A 16,400-nucleotide genomic window follows, 5' to 3' on the forward strand; every position below is an offset into this window, starting at 1 on the left:
TAGTTGGATTTTTATGCGTCAATTGATTAAATACCTCCCTGTAATTCTCTTTATCCTAGTGATTTTGGCAGGTGCTTTTAGCGCATCGAATCTGGATATTCATGAAAATCTAAACAAGTCTATTCCAGGCAACTTGGATCTCGAAGCCTTGCAGCCGGTGATTGAAAAAGGTGAGCGTGCAGTATTTTTCTCATTGGATATTCGGGATTTACAAGGTGATAATTACCAAATAGACAGTACAGGAAATGCTCTGATCACAAGCTTGAGCGAAAGCTTCGCTTCTCAACTTGGCGGACTTCAATATCAATCTGATATAGATCCTGATATTTTCAATTCCTTCGTCCAAGATCATCTTTATTTATTTTTGGAGGAAAGCGATTACGCTGTTTTTGATAGTATTTCACAAAGAAAAAACCTTGTAAGCGCCTTAGCGGAAAACAAAAAAACGCTAAGTAGTACACAAGGATTTGGTATGGCACAAGCCATTTCAAATGATCCGCTTCATTTGAGCCAGTTAGCATACAAAAACCTTTCTAAGGGTCTTTCTCTCCAAAATATGCTTACTACTGAAGGTCTGTACATCTCCACAGATGGCACAAAACTCATGGTGAATGGAGAACTTATTTTTGATCCCAAGGAAGTAAGTAATGTACAGCTTCTTGATACCCAACTGGCAGATTTCAGAGATTCTTGGAATCAGAATCCATCGCATGCGCGACTCGACTATTTCGGTTCGTTTACCATTGTATCCGCGAATGCATATCAAATCAAAAAAGACATTATTCTCACGGTAAACTTAGCCCTTCTATTCATTGTCGGACTACTGTATTTTTATTACCGCAAGCTCTCCACCATTCTATTTTTCATACTTCCCGGTACTTTTGGAATTGCTGCGTCAATCACCTTGGTTTATTTGTTTGCAGGAGGAATTTCTGCATTGGCATTGAGTGCAAGTGCTGTGATCATGGGAATAGTGGTGGATTATTCTTTCCACTTTTTTTCCCATCTGAGTCAGGACAAAGATGCATTCAAAACCAGAAACAGCATTGCTTTACCACTGATAGTCAGCAGCATTACGACGATAATTGCCTTCTTTTCGTTGACGTTTGCAACTTCCGAAGCATTGAGGGATTTTGGTGTTTTCACGGGTCTGAGCCTACTGTTTACGCTAATTTTTATCCTGTTCCTTTTGCCGCACTTAATCCAGCTTTTCGGCAAAAAAACGATGCAAAACGGCAGCAAAAAAATGGACAGCCTGATTGAAAAGTTTAGCTCAGAAAAGATCAAACAGCCTAAATGGATACTACTAGTCATTTTACTAGTAACAGGATTTCTCGCTTTTCACGCAAATGAAGTAGAATTTGAGAATGATCTAACCAAACTTAATTTTTATCCCGAGGAACTCAAAAAGAAAGAAATAGCACATCAAAACCTCGATCCTGATACCCAAAAGCGAATTACCATTGTAGCGTATGGCGAAACTGATCAAGAAGCAGCTGAGCGTAACAGAGCACTTTTCGAGACACTGACTCAAAACTCCTCCGGTACGAATCAGGAGGTGAATTCTATTGGTTCATTTATCATTCCAGAGAAAGAAATCCTACAAAAATCAGAAGCTTGGATTTCTTTTTGGAATAAGAAAGGAGAAGAGTTTACCAATCAATTTGCTATAGTTTCCGATTCGTTGGGCTACAGTTCCCGCGCTTTTTCTCCTTTTCTAAATAGTATACAATCTACCCCTGCGAAGATCAATTCGTTTGAATTTGCCACACAGTTTGAAAGTCTTCAAAAACTGATTATTCGAGACCGGAATACGAATATTCTGACTACGGCAGTCTTTGACAAGGATGCCTATGGGCAGCTGAAAGAAACCATTGCTTCGGTGCCGGGAACATTTATAGTAGATGGAGAAAGTGTTGCAGAATCACTGGTCAATTCCGTGAAAGCTGATTTTAACCTGCTCCTAGTCATCGCCAGCGTTTTGGTATTTGCGACTATGCTGCTTGTCTATGGCAGATTGGAATTGACACTGATTTCTTTTCTGCCAATGGTATTGAGTTGGCTATGGATTTTGGGATTGGCTGCACTGTTCGATATCAAGTTCAACTTCATCAATATTATGATCGCCACGATCATCTTCGGTTTGGGAGATGATTTTGCCATTTTCATCACCGACGGATTGCAGACCAAGTACAAGTATGGGAAAAATGGGCTGGCTACAAACAAAGCAGGAATCTTGCTTTCCTCTATCAGTACAATTATTGGAACGGGAGTCTTGTTTTTTGGCCAGCATCCGGCCATCAGATCTATAGCTGCCATCAGCGTGATCGGAATCAGTACTATCGTAATCCTGAGCTTTGTGGTGCAGCCGTTTTTGTACCGCATGCTTATTACAAGACGTACAGATCAGGGCAATCCACCTTATACGATTTTAGAGCTAATTATCAGCGTTTTCGCTTTTACTTTTTTCTTCCTTGGCTGCATGATCAGTACGCTGTTGACAGTGATCGTGCTGATTATTCCTTTCTGGAAAGTGAAGAGTAAAAAGCTGTTTGTACATCGGCTGATACAGTTTTTCACCTGGTCACTTTTGAAATTCATGGTATTTCTAAAGAAACGCTACTACAATTTTGAGTTGCTGGACTTTTCAAGACCTTCGGTTATCATAGCAAATCACAGCTCCTTTTTGGACATTTTGTACATCGCTATGCAGCATCCAAAAATCACTTTTCTGGTTGGTCCGTGGGTGTACAATTCTCCCATTTTTGGCAAATTCATTCGCTTTGCTGATTATATTCCGGCCTTTCTCCCTATTGAGGACAGCCTGGAAAAGCTGAAAGGTTTGGTTACTGACGGCTACTCTATATTGGTTTTTCCTGAGAGCCACCGATCTGTAGATGGCAAAATGACTCGATTTCACAAAGGTGCATTTTACCTGAGCGAATTGCTTCAAATTGACATTACACCGGTACTGCTGCATGGGCTAAATTATACTTTACCCAAAGGGGATTATTATGTCAAGAGCGGTGACATAAATATGAAAATCCTCTCTAGAATCTCAAATTCGGACACGCGTTTTGGTGAGGGATATAGTCAACGGGCAAAGAACATCACGAAATATTTCAAGGAGGAACATGCTCAATTCATCTTGGAACGAGAAGATGCCGATTTTTTGGAGGCTCCCCTTAGGTATGCATATCTATATAAAGGGCCGATTTTGGAGTGGTATTTTAAAATAAAATATAGCCACGAGAAGCATAATTATGAGCTGATTCACCGTGAACTGATCGAAAAAAACAGCATCTATGACCTTGGCTGCGGCAATGGATTTTTGAGTTATTTCCTGAAATTGAAGAATTCTGAAAGAAAGATCATCGGGATAGATTACGACGAAAACAAAATTGCCATTGCGGAAAACTGCTACCTGAATGATGGCTCCATGGAGTTCATTTCAGCTGACATTTCAGATATAGAGCTCGCTTCGTCTGAGGCAATTATTTTGATGGATGTTTTGCATTATCTGAGTCCAGAGAAAAAAAGCATTGTGCTACAGATGTGCCTCAACAGCTTAACAAATGACGGTATTCTGATCATTAAAGACGGCCTACTCAGTGATTCCGATAAACACAAGTGGACTCTTAATTCTGAGAAATGGAGCACCAAATGGGTGAAGTTCAACAAAATAACAGATGAGCTTTCATTTTTCGACCTAGCCTTTATCGAAAACTGGTCCACCGAAAATCACCTGGAAATGAAAATTCTATCAGAGTCCAAGGACTCAAGCAACACCTTGATGGCGATCAGGAAATTATCTTGAAAGTAATTTAACCACAAGGAACGCGGAGATTATCACAGAGGCCACAGTTTCATTTTTTTATTGAAAGGGCTGAAAGTCCTAAATAATTCCGCCCAGTCTGTAGGGCGGGGTACTTTCATCAACACCTATGCTACAAAGCTCTGAAAGAGCGAAATACCCCCCTTCAGAGAGCAGAAGGTGCTAGAGCCATTGTCAATTGTCGGTTCCTATTGACCTGTCTCTATAACACTAAATTCAAGAATGTTTCCCAGCTACAACTATCGCTTTGTTTTCAATATTGATCACTTTTGCCAACGTAGACAATATGGTCCGATGCTTTTTCACAAATGGATTAGCATTATCCCAAACATGCCCAGCTAATACTGAGCATATCTTTTTTTTGATTTCGGGATTAATCTTTGGATTAAAGAAAATGGTTTGTAACTCCCCATTATACCAGCCATTGACATAGGATCGAAAAACCTCTACGCCATATTGCATTTCATCCTCGTAGGCAGTTTGCCAATCCACGGATTCACCATTCAATTCCTTCTCCACCAATTTTGCCGCAAGCAATCCAGAAACTGTAGCCAAGGTGACACCAGAAGAAAAAACAGGGTCCAGAAATTCCGTAGAGTTTCCGCACAGCACATAGCCATCACCATACATCCGCTTCACACCTACTGAATATCCTAAAATCATGCTTGGATCACGCTGATACCTAGCTTCGGTAAATCTCCCTTTCAGCAGTACAAAACTCCTCACGAAGTTTAAGTATGCTTTGTAATCATCAGCAGCAAAAGCCTTGGTCTCTTCCGTCTCGGACACCAAACCGACGCTTGCCGTCCCATCTGAAAATGGAATCACCCAAATCCAGGAATTCTTATCGTCAAAAGGATAAATAAAAATATCATCCCCTTCTCTTCCCGTTCTCTTTTGATCTACAAAATGTGCAAAGACGGCACCTCTTGGTTTCTGAACTGAGGGTTTTTCCAAGTTTAGCAACTTGGGCAGCACACGCCCATATCCGCTTGCATCGATAATAAAGGATGCTTCAATAGTCGTTTTGCCACCATCTTCTGGCTCGTATGTCACTGTACGATATTCTTCATCGATCTCCACTGCGGTCACCGTGTTCCCGAAGAGAAACTGAACTCCATTGGCTTTGGCAGCATCAACCAAGTCCTGATCAAAATGTATGCGTTGGATATTCCAAGTCCAATCCCAGGATTTCGAAAATTGCTGACTGAATAAAAATGAACAGGTTTGATTTTCTCTATTATAATAAGAGGCTCCCATCTTCTTTTGGTAGCCTTTTTCGAGCAAAGGAGGCATCAAACCTGCTTCCTCTAATGATTCCATACACTTTGGCAACAGACTTTCTCCAATTACGAACCTTGGAAATCCCTCCTTCTCCAGCACAATCACTTCAAAGCCTTGCTTTACTAAATAACTAGAAGCTACAGTCCCGGCGGGACCAGCACCAATCACAACTATTTTTTTCATACCAAACCTTTGCCCGCTTCCCCGCTAAAATTTAATTCAGATTACTTGCTTATTACTTACCTTTTTTAGTTGCCTTCTCCTTGCTTACTAGTAGTTCATATATAGTTCGAGCCCAGTAGTTTCTCAGTCCGAATCCTCCCGGTTTTTCCACAAAATGCTCTGCTGAAATGATTTCAGATGTTTGGGCATCGATTAGAATTAACCAATGCGAACCCTTTGTCGTTTTTTTATTATAGCACTCTGCCACCAATAGGGCAGCTGTGCCTTCGATCTCTGACAAATCATATGATAGTGCAACAGTCTCAGCTTCTTCTTGAGTGATCATGTGATCCTCCTCCTGAACCATAGCTTCAGTATCAAGCCCCTCATTTTTTTTATAGGTATAAGACAAATCTATTGTCACATCAGAGATGCCCAATGCCTTTTTTACATCATATTTATCAGGCTCAGTGATCACAAAATCATTCCAGTCCAGCAGAAATCTCGGCAAATCGCTCGGATCAGTAAATCCGGCAGCCCCAACAAATTTGGCATGTGTGTAATCAATTCCTATCCAAGTGACAGGCCCATCAATTTTAAAAAGCTGATCATTTCCAGCACTTGAAAAAAATGCCAGGAATGGGAGAATAAGGGAGCAAAATAAATTCATAACTTTGATGTTTATTAATGTGAATATTCCTTCTCTTTTATCTTAAAGATTAAAGGACTAAATTAAACTAGAATTGCGGAAGAAAAAACTCATCATTTGCGGAGTCATTTCTCTTTTGATTATCATCCCCTTAGTTTTTATTAAAATCACAGTTTATCCCACTCCGGATTTACCTGAAGTTCAGGCTCAAAATCCACAACGGGAAAAGATAAATAGCACTACTTTTCGCTATAAAAATAACTGGCTACGAAAAAACAAGTTCGGCAATTGGGAAAGCTACATCGAAGGAACAGCTTACGAAAGAGGCATTGCTTTGGGACTTCTCCACAAGGAACTTATCCAAAGTCAGGAAACAGCTTTTGTGGGAGAAATCGAAAAACTTCTTCCATCAAAAGTCCTGCGTACCATAATGCAATTAGGTCTTGGCTGGTTCAATCGTAATCTGGACAAAGACATTCCCGAAGAATATCTGCAGGAAATCTATGGAGTCTCCCAAAGTTTCTCCGATGACTATTCCTACGTGGGGCCAAAATTCAATCGGGTGCTGAATTATCATGCCGCACATGACATTGGGCATATGGTACAAAACATGAATCTGGTGGCTTGTACTGCGGTGTCTCAATGGGATTTTGAGTCGGGGAAATCTGAGATGGTTTTGGGAAGGAATTTTGATTTTCACTTCGGGGAGGAATTTGCCAAAGACAAAATTGTTCTTTTCGTCAATCCAAGTGTGGGTTATGACTTCATTTCCGTGACTTGGGGAGGATTTAGTGGAGTGGTGTCGGGGATGAATGAAAAAGGGTTAACCGTCACTCTCAATGCTCTGCCTTCGGAGATTCCCACCAAAAGCTCCACACCGGTCTCCATTATCGCGAGAGACGTGATCCAATATGCCTCCACTATTGAAGAAGCCTATGCGATCATCTCCAAGTATGATGTGTTCGTGTCTGAATCATTTACGATTGTTTCCGCCCTGGATCAAACAAGTGCTGTCATCGAAAAAACACCTGAGAAGACGGCAATATATTATCCCCAAGGCAATCAGCTTATCGTTGCAAATCACTTCCAAAGTGATGAATACAAAAACTCACCCCTCAATTTGGATCATATCCGTGATTCGGAATCCATGCCTCGCTTTGACCGTATGAAAGAACTCACCGCTGACGACAGCATTATTTCTGTTGAGAATACACTTCGATACATTCGTGATCAAAGAGGTATCAACAGCAAGGAATTGGGAACAGGAAATCCCATGGCTATCAATCAATTACTGGCGCACCATGCGGTGATTTTCGAACCCGTAAAAGGAATTGCATACATCTCTGCCGCTCCTTTTCAAGAAAATGTATTCAATGCATACGATGTCAGTTCCATTAAAACCATGGCAGATCTTGATCCTATTCATTCTCCTGAAATAGACTCCCTACGATTGGCTCAAGATACATTCTTTGCCAGTCGGGGATTTTCAGACTATCAGGAATACAAAATTTTAAAGGCCGATTTTAATACAGATCCCGAGAAGAAAGTTTCAGAGAAAGGATTCACCGAAAGGTGGATCGCTACAAATCCTTCTTACTACGAACCTTATTTATTGCTGGCAGATTTCTATTTTGACCAAGAAGATCTTGAGACGGCAAAAACTTACTATGAGCTAGCCCAAAGTAAAGCAATACCTTATTTAGAAATCAAAAAACGCATCACCGAAAACCTAGCTAAAATCAAATGAGAGGAATAGGAATTGATATTGTAGAAGTGGCAAGGATAGCACAGAAATGTCAAAAACCCTCATTTGTCAAGATGGTTTTCACTGCTGAAGAAGAAACGTATTGCCATGCTCAGGGAAATTCTGATCAGTGCTTTGCTGCGAGATTTGCTGCAAAGGAAGCCTACATGAAAGCTATAGGTTTGGGCTGGACAAGTGATGCACAATTCCACGAAATCGAGATCGATAAACTTGAATCCGGACAACCTAAACTAAGATTGCACGGAAATACGAAGCTGGCTTTTGAAAAGGAAGGCTTTTCGGATATACTTTTGACACTCAGTCACACTTCACAAACTGCCGTGGCAGTGGTAATTGTAGTTTGAAAACCATGGAAATCGAGCATGATCCCGTACCTACGGGAACACACAGAGGGATGATTACCGTGCGAGATTCCTCCTGATAGCTATCGGGATGACCAATACAAAAACAATTCTAAACAGATGAATATCACTTCGGACAACAACATTGACTATCTGCCTGGTGATGAAATAGAAGCCAGACAAGTTGAGTTGCTCAGAAAACATCTGAGCTATACACTGGCCCACTCTCCATTTTATAGGGACAAGTTTTCAGAGCAGGACATCGCTGCTATTTCCAAACTTTCGGATTTATCCAATTTCATCAAAACATCTAAAAAAGATCTTGCTGAATTCAATGCTGAATTCTTAAGTGTTTCTCAAAGAGAGGTAGTGGAATATGTCACCACCTCCGGAACCACAGGGAAACCTGTAAGCATCGCAATTAGCAAAAATGACTTGGAGCGATTAGCCTATAATGAAGCACGATCTCTCGAAATTGCTGATTTCACCGCTGACGACATCGTCCAAATCACCACCACACTGGACAAATGCTTCATGGCGGGAATGGCATATTATCTTGGCTTGACAAAAATCGGTGCCTCTGTACTACGTGCAGGACAAGGTACACCAGAGTTTCATTGGGAAATGATCCGACAAATCAATCCCACTGCATTAATAGCTGTTCCATCATTTCTTCAGAAATTAGGATCGCATTCCAGTTCTGCTTCCAATCGAATCAATAAAGCACTTTGCATCGGCGAACCGCTTAGAAACGCTGATTTCAGCGATAATCAATTGTCAAAGAACATATCACAACACTGGAACCTTGACCTGAGATCAACCTACGCCTCTACAGAAATGGCCACTGCATTCACAGAGTGTAAAGAAAAGCAAGGTGGACATCTACTTCCGGAGCTTATCATTTTGGAGATTTTAGATGAAAACGGAAATGAAGTCACAGATGGTGAGCTCGGTGAAGTCACTGTAACTCCGTTGGGTATTGAAGGTATACCTTTGGTGAGATTTCAAACAGGTGACCTTGCCAGAAAACATACTAGCGCCTGTGCCTGCGGCAGAAACACCGCACGACTTGGGCCGATAGAAGGACGATTGGCTCAGATGATCAAGTTGAAAGGAACGACAATTTACCCAAATCAGATCGAAGAAATTCTTTATAACTATCCTTCCGCAAGTCCATACCTTATCGAAATTAACCGCGATTTCAATGGTTTAGATGAGGTTAGCATTGTTCTTCCGGAGACTTTTTCCGAGGAAGAATCGAACACCCTTCTTGTTGTTTTGCAGGCAAAACTCCGAGTGAAGCCTTCATTAAAGAAATCATCCACCTCAGCTATTCAACAGTTACTTTTCCGTGGAAATAGCAGGAAACCAAAAAAGATAATAGACCACCGAAATGCCTCAGCTTAAGGAAGAATACGACATTGTCATTATAGGATCAGGACTTGGAGGCTTACTCTGCGGATATGTGCTAGCGGAAGAAGGAAAGTCCGTCTGTATTCTTGAGAAAAACGCGCAGATAGGCGGAAACCTTCAGACGTTCAAACGGGACAAAGTTAAATTCGATTCGGGAGTACACTACATAGGCGGTTTGGATAAAGGTCAGGCACTTTATCCCTTTTTCAGATACTTCAACCTTATGGACAAGGTGGATAAAGCACTTCTGGATAAGGATGCCTATGATGTAATTTCTTTTGAAAATGATGACATACATTATCCCCATGGGCAGGGATATGAAAATTTTGTGCAGCAACTGCTTAAGCATTTCCCCAAAGAGGAAGAAGGATTGCGGATATACTGCAAAGAAATTCAGCGCATATGCGAAAAATTCGAATGGTATAATCTGGATAAGGATTATTCGGAAACCGATGAAATGAGTACTTTCAGCCTGAGTACCAAGCAGGTTATTGCCTCATGTACCACAAATCAAAAACTTCAGCAAGTGCTGGCTGGATCTAACTTACTCTACGCTGGAGAAGGAGAATCCTCCCCATTTTACATTCATGCGTTGATTATTGATTCATATATCGGCAGTGCTTACAAGCTGAAACACAGCGATCAGATTTCGAAGCAACTACGCAAAGACATCAAGGAAATGGGGGGGGACATTTTTATAGATACAGAGGTCACCAAAATCAGCAATACTCCAAAGCGTGTGGATCATGTGGAGCTTGCTAATGGACAAATAGTCAGTGGAAAGCAATTTATATCCAACATTCATCCAACCCAGACTTTCAAACTGCTGAATACCGAAGGACTTCGGAAAGTGAATGTAAACCGTATGATGCAGCTGGAAAACACGACTTCCTCCTTTATCCTGTACATCAAATTAAAGCCCAATACTTTTAAATATTCAAATTCTAACCGATACCATTTCATAGACGGAGATGTATGGAGTGCGCACAAATATGATCCGGACAATTGGCTGAAAGCTCTGGCTATTTTCAATTCCAGACCTAACACTGATACTGACTATGCACATACGCTCACCGCAATGGCATACATGAACTATGAAGATGTGAAAGAATGGGAGAACAGCTTCAATACTACGCTTAGTGAAAGTGAGAGATCAGATGAATATAAGAAGTTCAAGCGGGAAAAGGCAGATGAAATGATTACCGCACTATCCAAAATCTATCCCGATTTTGACAAGTGCATCGAGAGTTTCTATACTGCTACGCCACTCACCCAACGCGATTACATTGGAGCGATCGAAGGTGGTTTATATGGCATCAAAAAGGATTTTAATGCACCTGTAAAGTCTTTTATCAGTGCCAATACAAAGCTGGACAATCTATTTCTGACGGGCCAAAATGTAATTCTTCATGGTGTCCTCGGGGTTACGATAAGCGCTATGGTCACCTGTCAGTTTATCCTAGGCAAAAAACACATGTTGGATAAGCTAAAGGGCTTTGTCTGACCTCATCCCAGGTATATCCATCCTGTTGATTTCTAATAATCCCACAACATTAGCCCGATCATATCCCAGTAAAACAAATAGAGTGAGGTGATGCAACAAGTCAGAGAAATCAGCATTGCAGCATATTTCATCCAGGGGTTAGCTTTTATCGTATTGGGAAAAATCTTTGCTGCTTGGTAAAGCGAGAGCAATGAAATAAATAAAAATGCCCATCCTAATAAGAAAAAAAGGATTGATCCTATACTATAAAGTTTCTCGGGGTTATAGAAAAATACTACCGATACTACCATGCCTAGCAGACAACATATTGCCAGAAAAGGTGTAGCCAAGACACGAATGAATTTCTTTTTGTTTTGTATCCATCGGATGAGGATCCAAAAAGGAAGGATTAAAAATCCGGCTATTAAGAAAAGTACACAGCCCATGGCGGTATAAAACTGCAGGTATCCCCACCACAAAGGAATCTTTCTATAGGATGCCTCTTGGGTAAGAAATTCCCATTTCCCATCTGCCCCCTCGACTATCGCGCAGCTGCCTATTGGTTCACCCTGAAATCTGAATATCCTATCTTGGACCTGAACCAACCTTTGCTTCCCTCCCATCATTGATGATTGATATAAATGTCCCTCTTCCTCCTCTAGAATAACCAAGTCCATCAATCTATATAGGAAGAATCCTAGTTTCCCTAATTGAGGAAAGGAAGTAATAGGTTGGTAACAACCGCTTATTTCATTTATTAGCTCAGCTTCACTGACCTGAATATCAACATCCTCTCCCTCTTCCGGGTCTGCTACATGAGCAAGCAACAACGACTTGATTTCCTTAATGGCTTTTCCCCCATCCACGTGGTTTAAAAGAATAACAAAACCCAGGTCTAAGTCTCTTGAGTATGCAAACTCTGATAAGAACCCACCATATCTACCGGAATGACCGTAAAACAATTTTCCTTTTTCAATCTGTCCTAGCAACCCCTTTGAATATCCTAAAGAAACTCCCGATTGGGCCAAAAGCGAGGTCTCGGGGATTTCCAGCCTTTTGACTGAAATGGAATCCATGATTTGTACGGAATCATACCTACCATCACTCATCAGCATTCTTACAAATTTTGATAATCCTTCTGTCGTTAAAGTCAAAGATCCGGAGGGCCATTGAGGAAGACTGGGAAAGGGGATTTCTTGAATATCCTTACCTGAATAGCTTTTTGAAAAATGAACAAGATTTGTTTTTTGAGGATGATAACTTGAAACATTTATTTCAAGTGGCATCAACAGGTTCTCAGAAATAAACTTTTCAAATGGCTCTCCTACTTTTTCCTCGAGGATAAAAGCAGCTGTCATATATCCAAGCGTATTATATTCATAATAGTGACCAGGCTTCCAACGAGTCTCAAGGGACTTCCTATTCAGGTTCACTAACTCCCTCAACGGGGTGGCTGAATTGGCTCTGGGAAAAAGACTAAAATGCGCCTCGTCAAATCCAGACGTATGCTCTAGTAAATGGATCAACCTGACTGGATGGGAAGCTTTCCATTGATTTTTGTACTTGATCTCGGAAATTACACCTTCAATTGGCTCCAAGATATCCAGCAATCCCTTTTCTTCTGCAATTAAAGTTCCAGCCGATAAAAAGGTTTTTGAAATGGACCCTATGGTAAATAAGGTGCTTTCGCTAACGGGAATTTCATTTTGAACATCAGCAAAACCATAGTACTCCATCCAAATGATCGAGTCTTTGGAAATCAAGGCTACCCCTGCACCTGGAATACCATGATTTTTAAGGATTTGGTGGATTTGGGTATTCCTGTCGGTGGCATCAATGAACTGAGAAAATCCAGGGAAATGAATAAAGCACAACAGCAATTCAAAAAGTATGAAGATTTTAAATTCTCTCATAGGGCCGGGGAAATTTTACAAAAAAACTTTACATCATGCTTATTTTCAATTACTAGACCAATGGAGCCTGAAAAATCCGGAATCTTTGAAATTAAAATTTCAATATTCAAGCTTCCTTACAAAAAAGAATAAATTACTACCCAAAATCCGCTAAAGTATACCCCTCAAGTTGTTTTAAGAAATGACTTGCTATCACCCAATCAATTTGAAATTGATCAAAGATTTTTTCCAGCCAATTGAAAAAAATTAAATACCTGTCCGATTGTGCAATAGGTCTTGTTCGTGTTTGAACACAACTATTCCCATTATTGTCAGAAATGAGATTGATTGCAATTGTGTTTAATCCTGTCAAACATTCTAAAAAATTGGTCATTATTCTTGATCTTTAACCAAAATAGAATTTGGCAAACTTACTTCTGTTCAGAGAAATGGATTTACACCTATTTATTTAAAGAAAGGTGAAAAATAAATGCTTCAAGAGAAATAAAAATGGAATATAGGTGAGGAAAATATTAGTAAGTATTCGCCTTGTTTGAAACCTTTTGAAATGCAAAATCTCCTTTTAAGAAATTTTGTCTTTTATTTTGTTGTAAAGGTATATGAGAACTATGATTGCAATAACAAAAAATATAGCTCCCAAAAAAAACTCAATAACTTCCATAACAAGAGTCAACACAAGAATTAGCCCCAGAATGACTACACCTAGTATAATTAATCCTATTTTTTTCATAAAGCAATTTTGATTTATATAAAAACTCTCTAGCTCTCTTATTTCCAAATATATCCAAATGCAGATGGATTGGGACTGAATTGAATATAAGTACATACACACTATCCATCACTTCTTCTATCCAAATACAACTCTTGGACCAGCACAATAACTATGACGGTAATTGGGGTTGCAAGTATTAATCCCCAGCCTCCGGTAAGTGCGCCCATCAGCAATTGTGCTATTAGAATCATGGCAGGAGGCATTTTAATTAATTTTTGCTGTACAATAGGGGTGATAAAATTGCTTTCTAGGAACTGGACGAGAACATATATGCCTAAAACAATAAGTGCAGTTTGAGGTCCATCCATAAGACCAATCAGAAGAGCGGGAATTAAGGCTATTAAAGGTCCAAAGTTTGGGACAAAGCTTAGAAGACCAGCGAGAAGGGCCAACACTAACCACAAATCCAGTCCTAAAATTGCCAGGCCTGTCCCAGTAAGAACAAAGACAATAAACATAGAAAACAATTTCCCCTTTAACCAATCCCTAAGTTGCTCACCCAGCTTTTTGCTTACCTCCTCGGCTTTGGATTGTCCTTTTTCAGGGACCAGAGTAATCAATCCCTGAGTATAAACAGTTGGGTTAACTGTGAAAAAAATCCCTATGAATAATACAACATATAAATCTCCAAATACCCCAAAGGTGGATTGAAAAAATTGCCCCCCAAAAGCCTCGGCTCGTTTAACAGACTCCTCGGAAGTCACTTTTTCTAATACCTTCTCCCCTATAGTAGTCTCTTTCAGCTTTTCCTTTGCATTAACTATAGTTTCGGGAATCGTTTCACTCAACTCAGAAAATTGAGCTTGAACTTTGGCTCCCATTAACCAAAAAAAAGAAATAGCTATAAGCAGAGTTCCTATGATAGAAATGGATTTACACAGTCCCCGGTTCCACCCCGTTTTTCGTTCAATCAAAGAACTAAATCCAGTGAAAAAGACAGCAATTAATGATCCCGCAAGGATTAACAGTAAAGGATTTATAGTTTTAATAAAAAACAATATTATTAAAACTGTGAAAGCAAAGATGCCAGCGGTTAGCCATACTTTTTTTGAAAAGGACTTTTGGGAGCTATTGTCGAGATTGGGGTTTTCATTCATAAAAGACTCTTTAAGAGAGTAAATTTTTACTGATTCAAATTATGTAAAACTATTAAAGTAATTACATTCTCTATGATTGAGAGAGTATGAAAACCGAAATGATGGCTATTTTCAGGTATTAAGTGATTCTATTCTTTAGGTGATTTTTATATAACAAGTTAAAAAATATACAATCCGAGTAAAAAAAATATATGAATTTTATGGTTCTACCACGAATTTAATGGAAGTCCGTCAATGAAAACCTGACCAAATGCTGATTACTCAATATGAGAGATCGTCATTTAGCCTTTAAATGCCCATGAGTGTATATCCTCTTGCATTTAAACTAACTAAGAATCGTGTTTTCCACTAACTTAAGGGTAGAACCAATTTTATTAATCAAGTAAAACAAACTCAGCCAACATAGGGAAATGATCTGAGCCAAAACCTGGTAACCTCTCTAACTTCGAAAGCGAAAATTGCTTTGTAACAAAAAAATGATCCAAAGGCCAGCGTAAAAAAGGAGAATTCACGTCAAACGAACTGTAAATTCCGCGACCAATACGCACGTTTTTGAGATCTCCATTCTTTTCAAACAGGCGAGATGTGTCAGACCAGGAGACATCGTTAAAATCCCCAGCTACTATAACGGGAATTGTATCCTTGGATACCATATCTCCCACTTTTGCCAGAGCCACTTCTTCTTTGCCAACATTATCCGGATATCTATCAGAAGGTACAGGTGCTACTGGATGAACCCCATGAAATTGAATACTTTCCCCCGAATTCAATGTTATTTCTGCGTGAAATGATGGAACATCATCTTGATTTAAAAATATAATATTGTCGTTCGTTAATCGTAATTTGGAGTAAAGGGCCATACCATAAGCATTGTCCAAAGGAAATTCCATAAAATAAGGGTAGTTATTTTTAAGAATCTGCAATTGGTCTATCCACCAATTATCTACTTCCATGGCAAGGATCAAATCTGGGTTACTGGTTTTAATTAGTTGTAAAAACTCCTGAGAATTTTTATTGGTAACTAAAACATTGGCTATCAGAGCACTTATTTTATTATCCTTTGTGATTTTATCCACTGTAGCATCAGGCACCTTTTTCTCCCCCAGATAATAAGGCAGAATTAGTCTTCCCTGAATAACAATAGAAACTAATAACCCCAGACATAGAAAAACCGCCGGGAATCTCCACTTCTTAGTGAGAAAAAGGAAAGTAACAAATAATACTATTGCTATTATTAAATATTGGAAACGGGGAAAGTCAAGTATTTTAAAATACCAAAGCTTTAGGTCGTGAAAAAGTGAAAGAAGACTAAGGACTATGACACACATACTGAGAGTGATCACTACAATTCGCAACAAGTTTTTGAATGACTTCATCTGGTGAAATTTAAATTCAAATCTTCCTTTTTGGCAAAGTTATTCGATTAATATAAAAGCAATATCGACTATCTATACTACGTATAAAAAGGGCTTTTCAGTAAAAAAACAAGCTATCCACAATATCACCCTTTTTTAGGACTGAATTCGAGCATGTCTTTGACGACACCCAGAGGGATGATTATCAGCCCATGGGAGATTCCCTGCCTGACGGTAGGCAGGTCCCGAAACAATCCCGATAACTATCGGGACGGGACAGGTTATGACCATTAAAAACCAATTAAAAACACATGAGAGCCTAAATATTCTA

The 16,400-nt window shown here is 39.7% G+C and carries 10 protein-coding genes; 5 read left to right on the forward strand and 5 right to left on the reverse strand.

Going from position 1 to position 16,400, the window contains the following annotated elements; all coding sequences use genetic code 11:
- Nucleotides 1-13: 13 nt before the first annotated feature.
- Nucleotides 14-3,817: a 1-acyl-sn-glycerol-3-phosphate acyltransferase gene (locus tag SYJ56_RS21075; RefSeq protein WP_323837631.1), complete on the forward strand. Its 3,804-nt coding sequence runs from the start codon at nucleotides 14-16 to the stop codon at nucleotides 3,815-3,817.
- A gap of 234 nt (nucleotides 3,818-4,051) precedes the next feature.
- Here the strand turns inward: SYJ56_RS21075 and SYJ56_RS21080 are convergent, their stop codons facing one another.
- The gene (locus SYJ56_RS21080) at nucleotides 4,052-5,302 is read right to left on the reverse strand and encodes an NAD(P)/FAD-dependent oxidoreductase (protein ID WP_323837633.1); all 1,251 of its coding nucleotides are present in this window, start codon (nucleotides 5,300-5,302) and stop codon (nucleotides 4,052-4,054) included.
- 52 nt (nucleotides 5,303-5,354) lie between these two features.
- A complete protein-coding gene (locus SYJ56_RS21085) occupies nucleotides 5,355-5,951 on the reverse strand; it encodes a hypothetical protein (RefSeq protein ID WP_323837635.1) in 597 nt (198 codons plus the stop codon).
- A gap of 73 nt (nucleotides 5,952-6,024) precedes the next feature.
- Here SYJ56_RS21085 and SYJ56_RS21090 point away from each other — a divergent pair, with 73 nt between their 5' ends.
- From SYJ56_RS21090 to SYJ56_RS21105, 4 genes are all read left to right on the forward strand, one after another.
- On the forward strand, nucleotides 6,025-7,677 hold the full coding sequence (locus SYJ56_RS21090) for a C45 family peptidase (RefSeq protein ID WP_323837637.1): 1,653 nt from the start codon (nucleotides 6,025-6,027) through the stop codon (nucleotides 7,675-7,677).
- Nucleotides 7,674-8,039, forward strand: a complete 366-nt coding sequence (acpS, locus tag SYJ56_RS21095) for a holo-ACP synthase (RefSeq protein ID WP_323837639.1) — start codon at nucleotides 7,674-7,676, stop codon at nucleotides 8,037-8,039. Before SYJ56_RS21090 ends, acpS begins: the two co-directional genes overlap by 4 nt.
- Nucleotides 8,040-8,156: 117 nt before the next feature.
- A complete protein-coding gene (locus tag SYJ56_RS21100) occupies nucleotides 8,157-9,443 on the forward strand; it encodes a phenylacetate--CoA ligase family protein (RefSeq protein WP_323837641.1) in 1,287 nt (428 codons plus the stop codon).
- Complete coding sequence (locus SYJ56_RS21105) at nucleotides 9,430-10,953, forward strand: phytoene desaturase family protein (RefSeq protein ID WP_323837643.1); 1,524 nt, start codon at nucleotides 9,430-9,432, stop codon at nucleotides 10,951-10,953. The genes SYJ56_RS21100 and SYJ56_RS21105 overlap by 14 nt, the downstream gene beginning before the upstream one ends.
- Nucleotides 10,954-10,985: 32 nt before the next feature.
- On the opposite strand, the gene SYJ56_RS21110 is transcribed toward SYJ56_RS21105, so the two are convergent.
- The 3 genes from SYJ56_RS21110 to SYJ56_RS21120 form a co-directional block, all read right to left on the reverse strand.
- Nucleotides 10,986-12,845 (reverse strand): serine hydrolase domain-containing protein, encoded by a 1,860-nt coding sequence (locus SYJ56_RS21110; protein ID WP_323837645.1) that lies wholly within the window; start codon nucleotides 12,843-12,845, stop codon nucleotides 10,986-10,988.
- Nucleotides 12,846-13,676: 831 nt separating this feature from the next.
- Nucleotides 13,677-14,714 (reverse strand): AI-2E family transporter, encoded by a 1,038-nt coding sequence (locus SYJ56_RS21115; protein WP_323837647.1) that lies wholly within the window; start codon nucleotides 14,712-14,714, stop codon nucleotides 13,677-13,679.
- Between the two features lie 374 nt (nucleotides 14,715-15,088).
- Complete coding sequence (locus tag SYJ56_RS21120) at nucleotides 15,089-16,090, reverse strand: endonuclease/exonuclease/phosphatase family protein (RefSeq protein WP_323837649.1); 1,002 nt, start codon at nucleotides 16,088-16,090, stop codon at nucleotides 15,089-15,091.
- Nucleotides 16,091-16,400: the final 310 nt, after the last annotated feature.

The organism is Algoriphagus aurantiacus, from assembly GCF_035156405.1.
GTDB lineage: Bacteria > Bacteroidota > Bacteroidia > Cytophagales > Cyclobacteriaceae > Algoriphagus > Algoriphagus aurantiacus.

Bases quoted from the DNA above. Each gene is read 5' to 3' on its own strand.
- SYJ56_RS21075 (WP_323837631.1), top strand. From the start codon at position 14: ATGCGTCAATTGATTAAATACCTCCCTGTAATTCTCTTTATCCTAGTG.
- SYJ56_RS21080 (WP_323837633.1), bottom strand. From the start codon at position 5,302: ATGAAAAAAATAGTTGTGATTGGTGCTGGTCCCGCCGGGACTGTAGCT.
- SYJ56_RS21085 (WP_323837635.1), bottom strand. From the start codon at position 5,951: ATGAATTTATTTTGCTCCCTTATTCTCCCATTCCTGGCATTTTTTTCA.
- acpS (WP_323837639.1), top strand. From the start codon at position 7,674: ATGAGAGGAATAGGAATTGATATTGTAGAAGTGGCAAGGATAGCACAG.
- SYJ56_RS21100 (WP_323837641.1), top strand. From the start codon at position 8,157: ATGAATATCACTTCGGACAACAACATTGACTATCTGCCTGGTGATGAA.
- SYJ56_RS21105 (WP_323837643.1), top strand. From the start codon at position 9,430: ATGCCTCAGCTTAAGGAAGAATACGACATTGTCATTATAGGATCAGGA.
- SYJ56_RS21110 (WP_323837645.1), bottom strand. From the start codon at position 12,845: ATGAGAGAATTTAAAATCTTCATACTTTTTGAATTGCTGTTGTGCTTT.
- SYJ56_RS21115 (WP_323837647.1), bottom strand. From the start codon at position 14,714: ATGAATGAAAACCCCAATCTCGACAATAGCTCCCAAAAGTCCTTTTCA.
- SYJ56_RS21120 (WP_323837649.1), bottom strand. From the start codon at position 16,090: ATGAAGTCATTCAAAAACTTGTTGCGAATTGTAGTGATCACTCTCAGT.